Genomic DNA, 16,438 nt, shown 5'->3' with positions numbered 1-16,438 from the left:
AAAACGGAAAACATCAACTTTGAAAACGATTCTATTCTTCCTTTGCACGTTCATTCCTTCTTTGATTTTTTCCGAAAACCAAGATTCTTGGAAACCGATCGATTTGAGAAAAGTAAATTGGATCGCGACGGATGAATTTCAAAAGGAATATCCGAACGGAATCGATCCGACTCTTCCTACAGTGAAAAAAATCTCGACCTTCCCGATCGTTTTAAACGAAATTTTCGAAACCCCGATCGGAAGGGGTTTGAAAGAATATACGTTGCAGACTCGATTTCACATCGAAGGGGATTTTCGGAACACAAAGGTTTACAAACCGATCTTTCTGTATCTGGAATCGATCGGAGAAAACTGGGAAATATTTTTAAACGGTCATTCCCTGGCTCGGGAAATCCATTTGGATTCTTCCGGAAAAGAAATGTTTGTCCGAAGGACGATCCGAAGTTTTCGTCTCCCCGTCGATTCCAGTCTTCTTAGATCGGGGGAAAATCTTTTGACTTTCCATTTGATCGGAGACGTTCCGGCTTCGGCCTTTTCTAAAAACGTGGATCTCGGTTTTTACATCGACGGGGATTATTCCCTAACGACCGAACAAAAACTTTCCGGCGAAATTTCCACGTTAGTCAACCTTTGCCTGAACACGATTTACGTTTTCTTCGGACTTTATCATCTTCTCATTTACGCAAAAAGAAGGGAGGACCTGTACAATCTTTATTTCGGAATTTTCAGCGTTTTTATGGCCCTGTATTCTCTTTCGAGGTCCAATATCGCGTTCGACGTGATTCACGATACGACCTGGATTACAAGAATTGAATATTCTTCGGTTTCTCTTCTTTCACCCCTGTTTCTGTTGTTTATGCAGGATTACTTTTACGGAAGAGCGAAATTTTCGAAAGTGTTGTTCGGAATTCTCGTCTTGGACGTGATTATCGCGGCGATCACTCTCGTGGAACCGTTTCGATATACGATGACTAGTTTGAGAATCTGGCAGATTTCCATTCTTCCCACGCTCGTTTATCTCCTCTACTTTATGAGCAAAGCGTTATATTTCCGCAAAAAAGACGCGATTCTTTTGGCGACGAGTATGTTTACGGTCGTTTTTATCGCGGTTTACGACGTGATCGATTCGGTTTTCTTTCAATCCGGAATTCGTTTCACTCAGTTCGCGTATTTTCTTTTTGTGGTCGCGTTAACCGTCATTCTCGCCAACCGATTCATTTCTTTGTATCGTCAATCGGAAGACTTAAACATAGAACTCAGTCAGCAGAAGTTGGAACTCGCAAGACAAAAAAACGCGTTCTTTCGTTTCGTCCCCGTACAGTTCTTAAACGTTCTCGGAAAAAATTCCGCCGTTGAGGTCAATCTCGGAGATTCGGTTCTCAAAGAAATGAGCGTTTTATTTACGGACATTCGTTCGTTCACTACGATTTCGGAACAGATGACTCCCGAGGAAAACTTTCGTTTTATCAACGACTATCTCGCGAGTATGGAGCCCGTGGTACAAAAACACGAAGGTTTCGTGGATAAGTTTATGGGCGACGGAATTCTCGCCTTATTTTCGGGAGAAGGGGAAGCGATACAATCTCGTCTTTACGGTAAAACTTCCGCGGATAAGGCGATTCTTGCGGCGATCGAAATGAAAAAAGCGGTCCAGGCCATTAACGCGGAAGCAAAGGATTCTCACTTTCGAGGTTTAAGGATCGGAATCGGGATCAACACGGGAAATCTGATGCTCGGAACCGTGGGAAGTCGTTCCCGATTGGACACGACCGTGATCGGCGATACCGTAAACGTAGCTTCCCGTTTGGAAAGTCTAACCAACCTTTATCGCGCCGACATTCTGATTACAAAGAATACTCTTTCTTGCATGACGATCGCGGACGATCTTGCGATTCGTGAAATCGATTCCGTCGTAGTAAAAGGAAAAACGGATCCGATCATCATTTACGAGGTTTACGAAGCGGACGTACCTCATATTCGAAAACTGAAAGACACGACTCTTCCTTTGATCACAAGGGGAATTATTTTGTATAAGGTCGCGGATTTTCAGGAGGCTCTCATCAATTTCGAACAGGCGCTTAAGGTTTTCCCGGAGGACATCGTTTCGATTCTTTATCGCAAACGATGCCAGGAATACATCGCTTCCCCGCCTAACGGCAATTGGATCGGGGTTCAACATCTTCTAGAAAAGTAAACGATTTATAAGAAACAATCGTTGCCAAAGTCCATTCTTCCGGGGAGACTGGATTCCGCGTGCAACCCTTTCGGGTTATAACCTTACTGAGTCATTTGTGAGTAAGGTTATGTTTTAGGGTACACAACAAAAATTTTGAAAAACAAAACAACGGTTTTGGAGCAAACCTAAAACCGTTTCATAAGGGAACCGGCATATGATTTCTTACGCGGTCTATAAAATGATCCATATCTTCGGAATTCTTCTACTTTTTACCGCGCTGGGAGGAGTTACGCTTCATGTTCTCAACGGCGGCACCAAAGAATTCTCCAATCGTAAAATCGTAGCGATCACACACGGAATCGGCCTATTTTTCATCTTATTAGGCGGATTCGGAATGCTTGCAAGAATGGGTTTGATCTGGCCCTGGCCCGGTTGGGTGATCGCAAAATTTGCGATCTGGTTGGCATACGGCGGGCTTTTGACGATGGTCTATAAAAAACCTACGTTGGGAAAAACATTTTGGTTCGGCTTTCCTTTGCTCGGACTTCTTGTGGTCTATATCGTAACTTACAAACCGTTTTGATCGTTTCCATTTACTTTCAAAAATTAAGATAGGAAATACATCCGAGGAAATTAAAAGAGATGGCAAAAAAAGCGTCCACAGTCAAAAGCGTTTCCAAAACGAAGAAGGATTCTTCGATTCAACCCATCCACGACTTCTTAGGCTCTAGAGATCTGCCGCATCCGGTGGATCGTCTGGAAGACGTTCGAAGAAGGGCTCGCAAGTTTCGGGAGAAAATGCTCTCCGGTCCTCAAGTGATTTTTTACAGATCTTACGATTTGGTCAGGGTTCCGTATCCTACGCGTTATGCGCTCTTGAACGCTTACGCTCTTCCTACTCCGTATATGCACATTCTCAATCGATTGTTCATCGTTCAGTACAAAACTTCGGACGGAATCAAAACGCTTTTATTTTCTCCTTCCGATATAGATAGCAACGCGGAAACCCCGTTTTTCAAAAGGCTTGCCGGAAGTTTCGGCCCCTTTCAATCCATCGGTAAAAAGATCATCGCTCCGATTTTAAACACGGTGGAAGAATGTCTGGAAGACGCGGGAATTTCTCCCGAAAAGGTGGATTATATCTCTTACGATCATCTTCATACGCAGGACATTCGTAAATGGTTGGGAGCCAACGGAGAAAAAGGTTATTTCCCGAACGCGAAACTTTTAGTGATGAGACAAGAATGGGATTCCGTTCAAGGGCTTCTTCCTCCTCAAGCCGATTGGTATTGTCCGAACGGAACCGGAGGAGTTGCGAGCGATCGAATCGTAATTTTGGATGGAGACGTTGAACTCGGACAAGGAATCGCTTTGATTCGCACACCGGGACATACCGTAGGGAACCATTCTCTCGTGGCTCATACTCCCGAGGGTATTTTTGTTTCGAGCGAGAACGGAGTCAGCGCCGACAGTTATTCTCCGTTACATTCTCGAATTCCGGGCGTGAAAAAATACGCGAAGGCCACCGGTATGGAAGTGATCTTAAACGGAAACACTCTGGAAATCGGCTTGGAACAATATATCTCCATGGTTCAGGAAAAGGAAATGGCGGGAGTTTCCTCCAGAAATTCGAACTTTTACAACGTTATGCCCTCTTCGGAGATGACGAGTTACTGGTTGTTTCCGGGAACCGCGCCTACGTTTAGTTTCGGAAGATTGTCTTTCGGTTCCCCCGTAATTTAAAAGGAAGTAAGAATATGATTTTATTCATTACAGGATGCGCGGGCGGTCTCGGAAAAAAATTAGCCGAAGAGGCTTTTGCCGCGGGACATTCGATTTTAATCGCGGACATCAACGAGAAGGAACTCAAAAAATTCGCGGCCCCTTGGAAGAATGAAAAAGATCGCGTTCTTGTCTCCAAACTCGACGTAACTTCTCCCGGTGATTGGAAAAAAGTGATGGATCTTGCGATCAAAAAATGGGGTAAGATCGACGCGCTTCTAAACGTAGCGGGATATCTTTTGCCGGGTTATATTTACGAAGTTCCGGCGACTCAGATCGATCGACATATGGACATCAACGCCAAGGGTGTGATGTACGGAACGAGAGAAGCGGCGACAAGAATGGTTGCGGCCGGAGCGGGACATATCGTAAACATCGCATCTCTTGCGGGAGTGGCTCCGATTTCCGGGATCTCTTTGTATTCCACCTCTAAGTTTGCGGTAAGAGGTTTTTCTCTTGCGATCGCTGGGGAACTCAAAGAAAAGAACGTTTTTGTAACAGTCGTTTGTCCGGACGCGATCAAAACTCCGATGCTCGATCTACAGAAGGATTACGAGCAGGCTTCGATGACTTTTTCGGGAGGGAAGGTCCTAACGGTTGAAGAAGTTTCCAAGATGATTCTCGGTAAGGTTCTTACCAAAAGACCGCTTGAAATTTTGATTCCGGGTAGTCGCGGAATTCTTGCAAAGATCGGAAACGCATTTCCTGCAACGGCGGCAATCCTAGGTCCGATGCTCCGCAAAAAAGGACTCAAGAAACAATTCGTTTATACCAAAGGTTAAGAGATTCCCCCGAGTTTTATCTTTTTAGGGACGCCTTTATAAAAGGGCGATGTCAAAGATTTAAAACCCTTCTTTTAAGAAGTAGGAGAGGTCCAATCGGGGGAAAACACATTCAAAATTTCGAATCTATTTTTAACCGGTTCTAAATCTCTTACGAATGTTTTTAAGTGCGTCTTGTCTTGATTTTTCCCGAACCGACGCTCTCAGATTTTTTTTCACCGGTAAATACGATTCGGTACTTGCGAGGGTTTTGTGTCCTAGAAAATCCTTCACGTGATTTAAGGAAGAACCGTCCGCAATCAGATGCAAGGCTCTGCTATGTCTGAGGGTAAAAACGGTTACCGGACTCGAAATTCCGGAGTTTCTGCCGATTTCGGAAATAATCCTTTCCACGTTTCTTGAAGTCGTGTGAGATCCGGAACTTTTTCCCGGAAACAAATATGTGTTCGAAGAAACGAGCATTTCTCTCTCGTATTTTTTGATCAGAGTTTCTAGTTCTGCCGGAATTTCAACCGTTCTAGATTGGGAAAGAATCGAGGACTTGATTTGAATCGATTTTCTTTTTGTATCCAAATGCGTCCATCTGAGAGAAATCAATTCTCCGACACGAAGACCTCCAAAGTAAACCAGGCCGCACATCAACTCGTGTTTGGCGTTCGGAGAGGCGGTTTTTAAGATATTCTGCATTTCCTTATAAGTGATCGCGTTCGGATTATTATATTCCCGTACAGGTCTTTGAAAATCCTGGAATACATTCATTTTCATCACGTCTTCGAAAAACATTTTCAAGGAACTTACGTTAATCTGAATTGTAGAAGAAGACACTTTTCTCTTCTTCAAATGATCCATATACCGGTTCAAATCCTTGACGGTGATCTTCTCCGCGGGTTTATCCGTGAAATGGAGGAAATCTAAATTGTATTTCATGTAAGTATAAGCCGTGGCTTTTTTATAGTTTCTCTGGCGAATAATTTTTATCAGCCTTTCGATCGAGTGTTTGTTTTTTTTTGGAACTTCCAATTCTGACATCTTTCTTCCCTTTTTATTCCGTAGCGGGCTCGTTAGTTGCCTTTGTACGGTTTTGATATTCTTTTTCTAAAAGCTTTGAAGAAAGGGAACCAAATATCGCTAAAATGTGTCAATTCAATATTCGATTTTCTGCAGAATTCTAGAGCAAATCTCTTCGATCCTCAAATCATCGATTTCAAAATAATAATCCGAAATACTTCTGTAATGCGGCAATCGATTCTCCAATACGTTCCGATAGGAGTCAATTGCGCTCAACGGTGGGCGAGTAGGGTCATTTTGAATCTTTTCCACTAAAACCTCCGTGGGTTTGGAGAGACCGAAAACGGTCGTTATGGATTTTAAAAGTTCAATTTTGCGATCACTCAGGATTTCTTTTCCTTTGGTATCCAAATCAAATAAAATCCCACCCCCGCAGTCTAGAATGATTCCTCGGGAATTTTTTAGTTTCAATAAGATTTGAAACTCCAAATCTCGGAATGGTCTCCAGTCTCCCGCATTCTTTTCAATGAATTCGGGGATGGAAATTCCTCCGATTTCGTACACTACGATCATGTCGGTGGACACTACCGGCATCCCCGTCATTTTAGAAAGTTTACGGGAAATTTTAGATTTTCCGACCCCTCTCGGGCCGATCAGAGCGAAATTTTTTTTCAAGCCTGAATTAACTCACGGATATGTTTCTGTATTTCCGGAAGGACCGTATAATACATTTGTACGTCGGAGTCGGTAATTCCTAAAATCTGCAAAGCTTGATTGGAAATCGGAGCGGATAAACCCGCGATATCGATTCCTACTCCAGCCGCTATGGAAATCGAATGAGCTACGTGAACCACGGAAACCAACTCCGGAAATTCTTTTTCCTCTTCGGGTTGACTGTAATTTCGTACGACGTGAACCAACTCTTTTGGAAAATTCCATTTCTCCAATAATTTTTCTCCCGCTTCCTCGTGAGAATATCCGAAATGTTTTCTTTCCAATTCCCCGAATGAAACGGAATGAGTTTTTAATTCTTCCCTAAGACTGGCGATTACGGAGGGAAAAAAATCGGCAAGAATCACCTTTCCTATATTGTGCAAAAGACCGCCGGTAAACGCAAGATCCGATCCTATTTTGAGTTTTTTTTGTTCGCAGATTCTTTTGGAAAGTTCGGCTACGGTGAGAGATTGAATCCAGTTATCTTCCGCTTCCACCTGATAACCTTTCAGATCTTTTTTAAGAATTCCTCTCGTCGCGGTCAATAGGATGATATCCTTTACCGTTTTGATTCCCAAGGTCATCAGAGATTCTTGTACGGTTTTGATCGGTTTTGAAGCTCGGTAGTAAGCCGAATTGGAAAGTTTAATCACATCGGCAGTCAAACCCGGATCGTTTGAAATTTCCTTTGCCAGATCGGGAATTGAAACGTCCTGTTTTTGAACCATCTGCATCACTTTAGTAACTACGGATGAAATTCTTGGAAGTTGAGCGTCGTTTAAAAAGAGTTGGTCTATTTTTTCTTTCATCTTTTCTTACCTGACCTTGTAGAGGTACTTTTCAAACCCGCCTTTTTTTAAAAGAACTCGTCCGTCGTCCAAATATAAACTGATGGTTCTACCGTCGTTCCCTCCGACGTCCTCTACGATCAAAGGGATTTTACTTTGTTCTAAAATAGTTCTAGCCGTGAGAATGTTTTGCTCGCCGATGTTTTGTAAAAAACTGGATTGAACTCCTTTAAACATAGAGGCGCCCCCGAAAAGTCGTACCGCATATTCTCCGGGATTGCAGCCCATTTCGTTCATTTTTTTGATTAAGAGGGGAATTGCGGTATCCGCGTATTTGAAAGGATTTTTTTGCGAATCCTTTCCGCTCGGATCTTTAGCAAGCATAAAGTGAGCCATAGCTCCTATCTTTTTATCGGGAGCGTAAAAAACCACTCCGATGCAGGAACCCAAAGTGGTTCTCAAGATTTCGGGAGACTGCGCTCCCTGCATATCTGCGATTCCTACGTTGACTATTTTCGATCCTTTTGCCAGCATTTGGTTCCAGTTATCCCGGTGTTCGTTTTAATTCCAAAAAAGTAACAAGACATTACAGGACGGTCTCGAATTCTTCAATACTTTTTTGAGACGACTTGAAGAAGTGAAACTCGAATTTGAAAAGGCAGAATTTCATTTTACTCTCGGGTCTCGATTTCATACGCTGTTTTTGGAATGGCAAAAACTACACTTAAAGATAAGACGAAATCCGAACGAAAAAAAAACGTGCCCGGCTCGGAACCGATCGAAACGTTCAAACTCGGTAAAACTACCGTAACGATTCTCGGGACCGCACATATCAGTCAAAAAAGTATAGACGAGGTGCAAAGAATCATCCGGGAAGAAAAACCGGACACGGTCTGCGTAGAACTCTGTAACTCCAGAATGCGATCCGTTCAGGACAGCGATCACTGGAATAAATTGGACATATTCAAAGTTTTTAAAGAAAGAAAAATGTATCTTCTTCTTTCCAGTCTCATCCTATCCGCGTTCCAAAAAAAACTCGGCAGGGGTTCCATTCGTCCCGGCGACGAAATGAGAATGGCGATCGGAGAAGGTGAAAAAATCGGCGCCAAAATCGTTCCGATCGATCGGGAAGTTTCAATAACTCTCAAAAGAGCCTGGTGGAACATCGGAATTTTCAGTCGGTTGTTTCTTCTTTCGGCGTTATTGACTTCTCTTTTTGTGAAGGAGGATATCTCCGAAGAAAAAATCGAAGAGATGAAATCGGAGGACGTTCTCAAGGATCTTTTTTCCCAACTTCCGAAACGTTATGAGTCGATTAAGAACGTGATCATAGACGAAAGGGATTCTTATCTCGCACAAAAGATTCGGGACTCCGCCAAAGAAGGAAAAAAAGTTTTTGCCGTTGTCGGAGCGGGGCACCTGCAAGGAATTATGAATCATGTCCAGGAAGAGAAGGATATTAACGATCTGGATCTTCTTCCTCGCAAAACGGCTTTGGATCGTTGGAAAGGTTTTTTGGTTCCGGGAATTTTTCTCGGTCTGATCCTGACCGTTTTTTATTTCGGAGGAAAACAACAAGGTCAAGAATTTATTCTTCGTTGGATACTGATCAAAGGCGGACTCGCCGCGTTAGGCGCCATTATCTCTCTCGCACACCCTTTATCCGTAGTTCTTGCGTTTTTTGCGGCTCCCATCGGCAATTTTAATCCGATCGTCAAACCGGGTTGGGTTGCCGCGTTATGCGAGTCTTGGTTGCGCAAACCGCTCGTAGAAGATTTTGAAAAAATCGCTCAGGATTCGGAACACTGGAAAGGATATTGGAAGAATAACGTGATCCGAATTTTTCTCGTATTTATGCTTCCTCAAATCGGAAGTAGCATCGGTACGTTTATCGTAACCGCGGACTTGTTCCGAGTTCTGAAGGGACTGATGTGATTTGGAAACTCCGGAAGGCCTTTGTCTTTTTGATTTTGGTTTTTTCCGGAGCGCTTCATTCCGAGCCGCCCCGTTCCGCGGAATTCGAACCGAACGCGGTGATGGAAGGATGGGACCTTCAATCGTATCTAACGTATTACGAAGATAAATCCGGAAAACTTTCCTTTCCCGAAATTCAAAAAGTCTTTCAGTCCGGAAAGTCGATCCCGCTTTTCAACAATAGTCTCGGATATTCCGATGCCACGGTCTGGGTTCGAGTTCCGGTTTCCAATTCGGAAAGAGGAACGAAAAACTGGGTCCTATTATTTTCCTACACTATGATCGATTCATTACGGTTTTATTCCGTTCGAAACGGCGCCTTACCCCTGTCGGTCTCCGGGGACGAACTTCCTTTTGCGACAAGACTTGCGGAAAATCGGAACTTTCCGTTTCAATTGAGCGAACCTCCTCTTTCTAAAAACGACTATTACCTTCGGATCGAATCCAAAAATTCGATCATTGTTCCCTTATCCGCATATTCACGAACCGAATTTTTGGAACATACCGCAAAAGAATATACGGCTCTCGGTTTTTACTACGGAACGATGTGTGTGATGTTCGTCTACAATCTGTTCCTTTTGATTACGACCCGGGATATAAGTTATCTTTATTATAGTATATTCATCTTTTTTGATATTCTTTTTCAGATGACTTTAAACGGATTGTCTTTTCAGTTTTTATGGCCGAATCATCCGGAATGGGGGAACGTAAGCCTTCCGTTTTTTATCTTTTCCGCGTTTCTCGCAGCGTGTTTATTCGGGAAATCGTTTTTAGAATCCTCCAAGATGACTCCGATCACCGACAAATTTTATTATCCGATTATGGCGATCTGCGGATTCGGTTGTATCGGTTCTCTTACTTTTTTCAGTCATACGTTCAGCGTGATTTCGAGTATTGTCGTTCTTTTGATCGTGCTGACTTTACTTTTGATTAACAGTCTTCAGTGTGTATGGAAAGGACATCGTCCGTCTCGATTTTTTCTGACGGCTTGGTCGGTTTTTATTCTGGGAAGTTTTTTGTATGCGATGAACGCATTTGGAATTTTTTCGGATAATTTTTTCACTCAATGGGGATTGCAGATCGGTTCCGCGATCGAAGTCGCGTTTCTTTCGCTGGGACTCGCTGATCGGATCAAACAACTTTCCTTAACTTTGGAGATGCAGGCGATCAGTTTAAATCTTTTGAAACAAAGACACGAGCAATCCGCAGTTCAGTATAAAAATCTGTACGAAGGCGAGGAAGATTTTCTTTTTGATCTGGATTCCAACGGAACGATCACCGGAAGTAATAAGTCCATTTCCCCGTTTTTAGGTTTTAAACCGCAGGATGTGATCGGTAAGAATTTTTTAGAGTTCATGTACAATACGGGAGGATTGGAAGACGCATTCAAAAAATTGTATGTTATGGAAAGGATGGAAGAGTTATATTCCACGAGAAAGCCCGTTTATTTCCGTGCCGACTTCGTTCAGAAATATCTGAAAGAACCGAAAGAGTTGCAGGTTCGTCTTCAAATTTTGGAACACGAATCCGGCCGCGATATTTTGGGAAGGGCCTTTGAACCCGATCAGGATCTGATGGGAAGATATTTGGACGAAGAAAGAATCGTCTTCTCGATGAATAACTATCTCCAAAACGCGGAACTTCTGAGCCAGAGGCTTACGTTCAATCTCGTACGTTTCACCGATCCGACCGCGGCTCTTTCGATTCGGACGAGTCTCAGAGAAATGCTCGTCAATGCGATCGAACACGGAAACCTGAATATATCCGAGGAAGACAAGGCGAGATGTTTAAAGAACGGGAATTATTTTCAGTTCATTTTGGCGCGGCAAAACGATCCGTATTACAGGGATAAAAAAATTCTCGTGGAATATTTTCTTTCCGGGCAGAAAGTAGGTTATAGAATTACCGACGAAGGAAAAGGATTTAACCACGCGAGGACCGTTCGGAACGCACTTTCGAAAACGGATGAAAACGCGGCTTTACGAACCGGAGGAATTGCGTTCGCACTTTCCGCTTTTGACGTTGTAAAGTTCAATTCCACGGGGAACCGAGTCACCTTGGTCAAATATTTTTAAATGAAACATTCCATTTTTTTAATATTATGTTTTGTATTATTCGTCATAAACTGTACAAACAGCGGACGTTCTTTGAAAAGAGATCTTCCGAAACCTTTAGGCGCGGTTTTGCAGGAAGTTTCCTCAGCCTTGAAAAAACAGATCGACCTCAACCGGGAAATTTCTTTTCCCGAAAAGAAAGGTGCGTTAAAACTCGCCGTTCTTCCTTTGTTAAACGAAAACGGTTCGGCGACACTTTTAGGAACTACGATTTCTTCTCAACTTCTATCGCAGATGTACGATCCCGGAAAAATTTTACTGGTGGAAAAATCCCAACTGGGACGGCTCATCGACGAACAAACTTTTCAAAAATCCGGACTCGTTCTTTCGGATCAAAATCTGGAAATCGGTAAACTATCGGGAGCGGATCTTCTTCTTTTGGGAACCGTTCAATTTGGGGATCAGACTTTTTTACTCCAACTGAGAGTTGTATCTCTTCGGTCCGGAGAAATTCTCGCGTTATCGGAATCCGTTTTCGATTCCGACGACACTCTTTACAATCAGTATCGCTCTGCAACGACAGTTCCACAACGCGCCCCTTAGGAAGCCCTAACACAACCCACAATACTTGGATCTTAAGATAAATCTGTCGGAATTCCGACAATCTTCCGTGAAAAGCTCGGGAGGCTTTTCTCTATCATAAAGTCATACTTTTTGCAAGTAAAAAGCTCCATTCTTTTCGGAACACTTGCATTTTATTGTATGTAAGGTCGAATTGACTCCCGTATATATTTCGTCTAACGTTTTTTCTTTTTTGCCGCCGATTTGTTTTTGCCGGAAACCGAAACCGGTTTTTTCTTCGATGTAGTTTTTGTTTTGGAACGGACAACCTTCGGATTCGCGACGGACTTCGTTTTTCCTTTGGAAATCGGATTTCTCTTTTGATCTTTTACCGTAACGTTTTTTTGAACGGGCGGTTTTGTTTTCGAAACGCGTTCCATCGCCGATTTGTTTTTTACCGAAAGATTTCCCTTTGAAGTTTCCAATTGCGATACACGCGGTTGTGTTTTCGTTATAAGAGCCGCAGCTTTTTCGGATTCCTGTGCGGTTGCACTCGGATAATGAAACAAAAGAAACTCAAGGATCGTTCGAATATTTTCCGCTTTACGAACCTGATTGTAGTTGCCCGGGATATCGAACCAAAGATCTCTTCCCTCGCCGTAAACGGAAGAAGAAGCCGGAAGAAAAATAAATTCTTTCAAAGGGGAAAGAGGATGAAAACGATCCATAAACAAGAAAGTTTTAAAGAGTTCTTTCAAGTATGCGGAGTCGTAACGTAAACCGCTTACGGGCAAAATAGAAAACAAATAACTTCCTCGAAACGGAGTTCCCAAAGTCACAAGCCCTCGAATTTTTTGACGACTTCGATCCGGGAGCAGCAAAGTTAAAAGTCCGCCCGTATTGTGCGCGAGCAAAACGGACTTGGAAGGAATCTGATCCATCTGTTTTGCGAGAATTTCCACCGCCTTTTTCGTACGAAAGAGGAAGATGGGGATTCTCAAGATTCTAGGCCTATAACCCTTCGATTCCAAAGCCTTATACAACTTGGAATAAAACAAGGGCCCCGAAAGATAACCCGTTACGATGTAAATGTCTCCTCCGGAAAGATTCATACTGGAAGGAAATAACGAAGAGGCAAAGGAAAGCGTAAATTCAAAAATTTCGGAAAGAAAGTAAAGGAACGTTCTAAAAGAGGATACGATTTTTTTCATGAGAATGGCTTGAAGTTATGGGGTGAAAAGACAAGACTGTCAGAGTCTTTCATGAAAACAAAGAAGCTGATTCTTTTCCTATGGATCTTTTTCATCCTACCTTCCGCTGTCTATTCAAATATACCGACACATTCGGGTATGGAGAAAAATTTCAAGGAGACTTGGAAAAAATTATTTCCGGTTCCTTATACGAAAATTTTGAAACGAGATCTGACCGGCAAGGGAGTTCTAGTTTATAAAATAACCCCCGCAAGAGTCGTTTATATCTACACGTATCTTGTCTTTCTTCCTTTATATACGGAAAACGAAGAGACTCCCAAAGAAATTCCGGGCAAAGGAAAAGAAGTAAGGGCGAAACTTTTTTACGAACCTTCGAACCCAGCCGAGAAATTTTCTATTGAGTTTACCGAGTTCGACGAACAATACAACAGCAGATCGGTGGTGCGATGGATTCGATAAAATCAAGATCGGATGAACTGATCCAAAAGAAAATGGCGTCCGAAGGAATGACTTTCGCTTTCATCCGGGACTTTTTGAAAAAAACGGATCTGGTTCGAAACGGAGAAACAGGAATGGTTCGCTGGGAAGAAGTAGGCGACCTGGACCCGACTACGGACGAGATCACTCTCGAACAAATTGAAAGGGAGAATTCTCCGGATCCGTCGATCCTCAAAAATCTGGTCGTTATCAAACTGAACGGAGGGCTCGGAACTTCGATGGGACTTTCCGGTCCTAAATCCTTGATTGAACTGAAAGACGGAATGTCCTTTTTGGAGATCGTCGCAAAACAATCCGAGGTAATTGAAAAGAAGTATAACGTGTCCGTTCCGTTGATTCTGATGGACAGCTTCAATACGCAAAAGGAAAGTCAGGAGGAACTGAAAAGAATCGGGTTCCTTCAAAAATTTCCGACCTCCTTTTTACAACATAAGGTGCCCCGTCTTTTGAAGGAAAACCTAACACCGATTCGTTGTAAAAATCCGGACGACGAGTGGTGTCCGCCCGGCCACGGAGATATCTGGATTTCTCTTTTGGAGACCGGACTCTTAGACACTCTCATCGCAAACGGATACAAGATCGCGTTCGTTTCCAACGGGGATAATTTAGGCGCTACGGTGCATCCCGGAATTCTTTCGTATATGTTAAAGGAAAAACTGGAATTCTGTATGGAGATGACTCCGAAGACCCTTGCCGATAAAAAGGGCGGGGCGATCTACAAAAGAATCGTCCGGGGGAAATCGGAAAACTATCAACTTCTTGAAACGGCTCAGGTTCCCCCGGAACATATGCACGAATTTGAAGGTTTGGGCAAGTTCAGAACTTTTTCCACGAACAATCTCTGGATCGATTTAACGGCTCTTAGAGAAAGAATTCTTCGGGACGATTTTGAACTTTCCTTGATCGTAAACCCAAAAACGATCGAAGGGCAAGAAGTTCTCCAACTCGAAACCGCAATGGGCTCTGCGATCCGAAACTTTAACAAAGTCAAAGGAATCATCATTCCTAGGGACCGATTTGCCCCCGTGAAAAAATGCGAGGATTATCTCGTTCGAAGATCCGACGCGTATCGTCTTTTAGAAAACTACTCGATTACGATGTCCGATATAAGGAAAAAATCGGGATTAGGAGAAGTATTGATCGTCTTGGATGAAAAACACTACAAGAAAATCCAAGACTTCAATCGACTCTTTCCGGAAATCCCTTCTTTAGAGCGTTGCACTTCTCTTACCGTTCGAGGCGAGGTTCTATTCGATCGAAAAGTTTCGCTCGTAGGAGATGTGGTGATTCAAAACGACGGTCCGGGGCTTCGGAAAATATCGGATTTGAAATCTGGAATTTTAGAATCCGGAAAATATTCCTTTTAGGCTTTACAAAGAAAATCATTCGTCGGATCTTTTATTTGAGTTTGTTTGAACGAACGGTTCATACCGACGGTTTTTTCGAATCACAAAGGCTAAAATGACAACTTCCAAAAGTCCGAAGATCCGATCCTTTGACGAAGGAGAAATCGAACAATTTAAGAACGTATTTATCAACGAAAACCGAGGTAAACCGATTGTTCTTCTTCGTTTTCAAGATATAAAATCCTTATCTTTTCTCGATTTCTTACAACTCATTCCGATCAAAGTTTCGGAGTTATATCCGGGCGCGGAAAACCACTATTCTTATTATTGCTACGGAGATAAAAAGAATCTCCTGATCGGAGTCGCTCAGATTCAAATGAGCGGCTCGAACGGATTTTTGAACTTTGATTCGCTCCTCGGAAGATTTAGGGAGGTTTCTATCAAAAGCGGTTCCATGAATTTCGATTTCGGAATCGCAAGAACCCAATGTAATTATATCTCTTATGTAGACGAAATTTTTCACGAGTTGGAAGTTTCTTCGCTCAAAAATTTGCAGGATAATCTCATTCGTTGGAGTTGGACCTATCTCAATCGGGTCAACGATTATTTTGCGGGCGAAAAAGCGGACGCGGTCATCCAGCCGATCATTCATTACAATCACAAGAAACATACGTACTCCATGAAAGGAGGAGAAGTGTTTGTCGGAGGAGAAGCTTACGCGGGTTATGCGGACCTCATTCGGGATATTCCTCACGATCAGGATCTGAATCGAATCGAACTTCTGATTTTGGAAAAGTTGACTATGTGCTGCAACGGAGCTCCCGGTCTTTTAAAGTTCAATATTTCTCCGCAAACTCTCATCGATACGTTCGATACCGACGAAAAGGTGACTCGTTTTCATAACCTTCTTCTCAATCAAAATCTGAATCCCGTTCTCGTAAGAATGGAACTGATTGAAAAGCCGTACGAAGAAGCGGATATCACGCTCAAAAGCGTATGTAAAAGATTCTGGAATTTCGGAATCAGTTTTGCGGCGGACGATTTCGGAGTTAAAAGTCAAAGTCACCAGATCGTTTTGGATTTGGGGGAGATGATCAAAGAATTCAAACTCGATCCGATCAGCTTTAAATTTAAGGCCGATCAGGATCTTACCAAATTTTTGGATAACTTAGCTTTTATCGATTATTGCAGGAGACTTTCCGACAACCGGGAAGCGATCATCACGGCGGAAGCTCTGGAAGACATTGATTCCCTGAACTTCCTAATTACGCACCAAGTCTATTATTTCCAAGCCAATCTCTTCTGTAAGAAAATTTCCATCGAAGAATATAAAGAAATCTTTAACGACATGCAGGATCTTCCGGAAACGATCGTAAATCAGATTTTGAGTTCGGAAGAACTTCTTTTTAAATTAAAGGAAAAAGGAAATATTTTCAAACTCGCGAAAGAATTGGAACTCGCATTCTAGGAGTCAGTGGTTAGGTTATAGTGGATAGAACATTTACAGAGTTAAAACCCAATCATTCATTCCTCTGAACCCTGAT

The 16,438-nt window shown here is 42.8% G+C and carries 15 protein-coding genes; 10 read left to right on the top strand and 5 right to left on the bottom strand.

Annotated elements, in window-relative coordinates:
• Positions 1-19: 19 nt before the first annotated feature.
• The 4 genes from LEP1GSC194_RS04625 to LEP1GSC194_RS04610 all read left to right on the top strand — a co-directional run bounded on the left by LEP1GSC194_RS04625 (position 20) and on the right by LEP1GSC194_RS04610 (position 4,740).
• On the top strand, positions 20-2,194 hold the full coding sequence (locus LEP1GSC194_RS04625; protein ID WP_020772410.1) for an adenylate/guanylate cyclase domain-containing protein: 2,175 nt from the start codon (positions 20-22) through the stop codon (positions 2,192-2,194).
• A 196-nt stretch (positions 2,195-2,390) separates the two neighbouring features.
• The gene (locus LEP1GSC194_RS04620) at positions 2,391-2,759 is read left to right on the top strand and encodes a hypothetical protein (RefSeq protein WP_017810237.1); all 369 of its coding nucleotides are present in this window, start codon (positions 2,391-2,393) and stop codon (positions 2,757-2,759) included.
• Between the two features lie 59 nt (positions 2,760-2,818).
• Positions 2,819-3,919: an MBL fold metallo-hydrolase gene (locus LEP1GSC194_RS04615; protein ID WP_020772367.1), complete on the top strand. Its 1,101-nt coding sequence runs from the start codon at positions 2,819-2,821 to the stop codon at positions 3,917-3,919.
• A gap of 14 nt (positions 3,920-3,933) precedes the next feature.
• Entirely contained in the window at positions 3,934-4,740 is an 807-nt protein-coding gene (locus LEP1GSC194_RS04610; protein ID WP_020772480.1) for an SDR family NAD(P)-dependent oxidoreductase, read from the top strand.
• 132 nt (positions 4,741-4,872) lie between these two features.
• Here LEP1GSC194_RS04610 and LEP1GSC194_RS04605 read toward each other — a convergent pair whose 3' ends face one another.
• The 4 genes from LEP1GSC194_RS04605 to LEP1GSC194_RS04590 all read right to left on the bottom strand — a co-directional run bounded on the left by LEP1GSC194_RS04605 (position 4,873) and on the right by LEP1GSC194_RS04590 (position 7,784).
• A complete protein-coding gene (locus LEP1GSC194_RS04605) occupies positions 4,873-5,769 on the bottom strand; it encodes a tyrosine-type recombinase/integrase (protein ID WP_020772461.1) in 897 nt (298 codons plus the stop codon).
• 114 nt (positions 5,770-5,883) lie between these two features.
• Positions 5,884-6,423 (bottom strand): shikimate kinase, encoded by a 540-nt coding sequence (locus tag LEP1GSC194_RS04600; protein ID WP_020772363.1) that lies wholly within the window; start codon positions 6,421-6,423, stop codon positions 5,884-5,886.
• Complete coding sequence (locus tag LEP1GSC194_RS04595) at positions 6,420-7,271, bottom strand: HDOD domain-containing protein (RefSeq protein WP_017810241.1); 852 nt, start codon at positions 7,269-7,271, stop codon at positions 6,420-6,422. The genes LEP1GSC194_RS04600 and LEP1GSC194_RS04595 overlap by 4 nt, the downstream gene beginning before the upstream one ends.
• Positions 7,272-7,277: 6 nt before the next feature.
• Positions 7,278-7,784 carry a chemotaxis protein CheD gene (locus LEP1GSC194_RS04590; RefSeq protein ID WP_017810242.1) on the bottom strand — a complete coding sequence of 169 codons (507 nt, stop codon included), beginning with the start codon at positions 7,782-7,784 and terminating at the stop codon, positions 7,278-7,280.
• 174 nt (positions 7,785-7,958) lie between these two features.
• Between LEP1GSC194_RS04590 and LEP1GSC194_RS04585 the strand changes: the two genes are divergently transcribed.
• From LEP1GSC194_RS04585 to LEP1GSC194_RS04575, 3 genes are read left to right on the top strand one after another with little or no spacing between them, the layout of a single operon-like run.
• Entirely contained in the window at positions 7,959-9,185 is a 1,227-nt protein-coding gene (locus LEP1GSC194_RS04585; RefSeq protein WP_020772388.1) for a TraB/GumN family protein, read from the top strand.
• On the top strand, positions 9,182-11,299 hold the full coding sequence (locus LEP1GSC194_RS04580) for a 7TM diverse intracellular signaling domain-containing protein (RefSeq protein ID WP_020772470.1): 2,118 nt from the start codon (positions 9,182-9,184) through the stop codon (positions 11,297-11,299). The genes LEP1GSC194_RS04585 and LEP1GSC194_RS04580 overlap by 4 nt, the downstream gene beginning before the upstream one ends.
• Positions 11,300-11,881, top strand: coding sequence for a CsgG/HfaB family protein (locus LEP1GSC194_RS04575; RefSeq protein ID WP_017810246.1), 582 nt, complete (start codon positions 11,300-11,302; stop codon positions 11,879-11,881).
• A gap of 194 nt (positions 11,882-12,075) precedes the next feature.
• On the opposite strand, the gene LEP1GSC194_RS04570 is transcribed toward LEP1GSC194_RS04575, so the two are convergent.
• On the bottom strand, positions 12,076-13,050 hold the full coding sequence (locus tag LEP1GSC194_RS04570) for a hypothetical protein (RefSeq protein ID WP_020772490.1): 975 nt from the start codon (positions 13,048-13,050) through the stop codon (positions 12,076-12,078).
• 51 nt (positions 13,051-13,101) lie between these two features.
• Between LEP1GSC194_RS04570 and LEP1GSC194_RS04565 the strand changes: the two genes are divergently transcribed.
• The 3 genes from LEP1GSC194_RS04565 (at position 13,102) to LEP1GSC194_RS04555 (ending at position 16,362) form a co-directional block, all read left to right on the top strand.
• Positions 13,102-13,509 (top strand): G protein-coupled receptor family protein, encoded by a 408-nt coding sequence (locus LEP1GSC194_RS04565; protein ID WP_017810248.1) that lies wholly within the window; start codon positions 13,102-13,104, stop codon positions 13,507-13,509.
• Positions 13,497-14,915: a UTP--glucose-1-phosphate uridylyltransferase gene (locus LEP1GSC194_RS04560; protein ID WP_020772508.1), complete on the top strand. Its 1,419-nt coding sequence runs from the start codon at positions 13,497-13,499 to the stop codon at positions 14,913-14,915. The genes LEP1GSC194_RS04565 and LEP1GSC194_RS04560 overlap by 13 nt, the downstream gene beginning before the upstream one ends.
• A gap of 94 nt (positions 14,916-15,009) precedes the next feature.
• On the top strand, positions 15,010-16,362 hold the full coding sequence (locus LEP1GSC194_RS04555) for an EAL domain-containing protein (protein ID WP_020772361.1): 1,353 nt from the start codon (positions 15,010-15,012) through the stop codon (positions 16,360-16,362).
• Positions 16,363-16,438 lie beyond the last annotated feature (76 nt).

Source organism: Leptospira alstonii serovar Sichuan str. 79601 (assembly GCF_000347175.1).
In the GTDB taxonomy this organism is placed as follows: Bacteria; Spirochaetota; Leptospiria; order Leptospirales; family Leptospiraceae; genus Leptospira; species Leptospira alstonii.
Note: the sequence above shows the minus strand (reverse complement) of the source record. Positions and strands in the feature narration are given on the sequence as shown.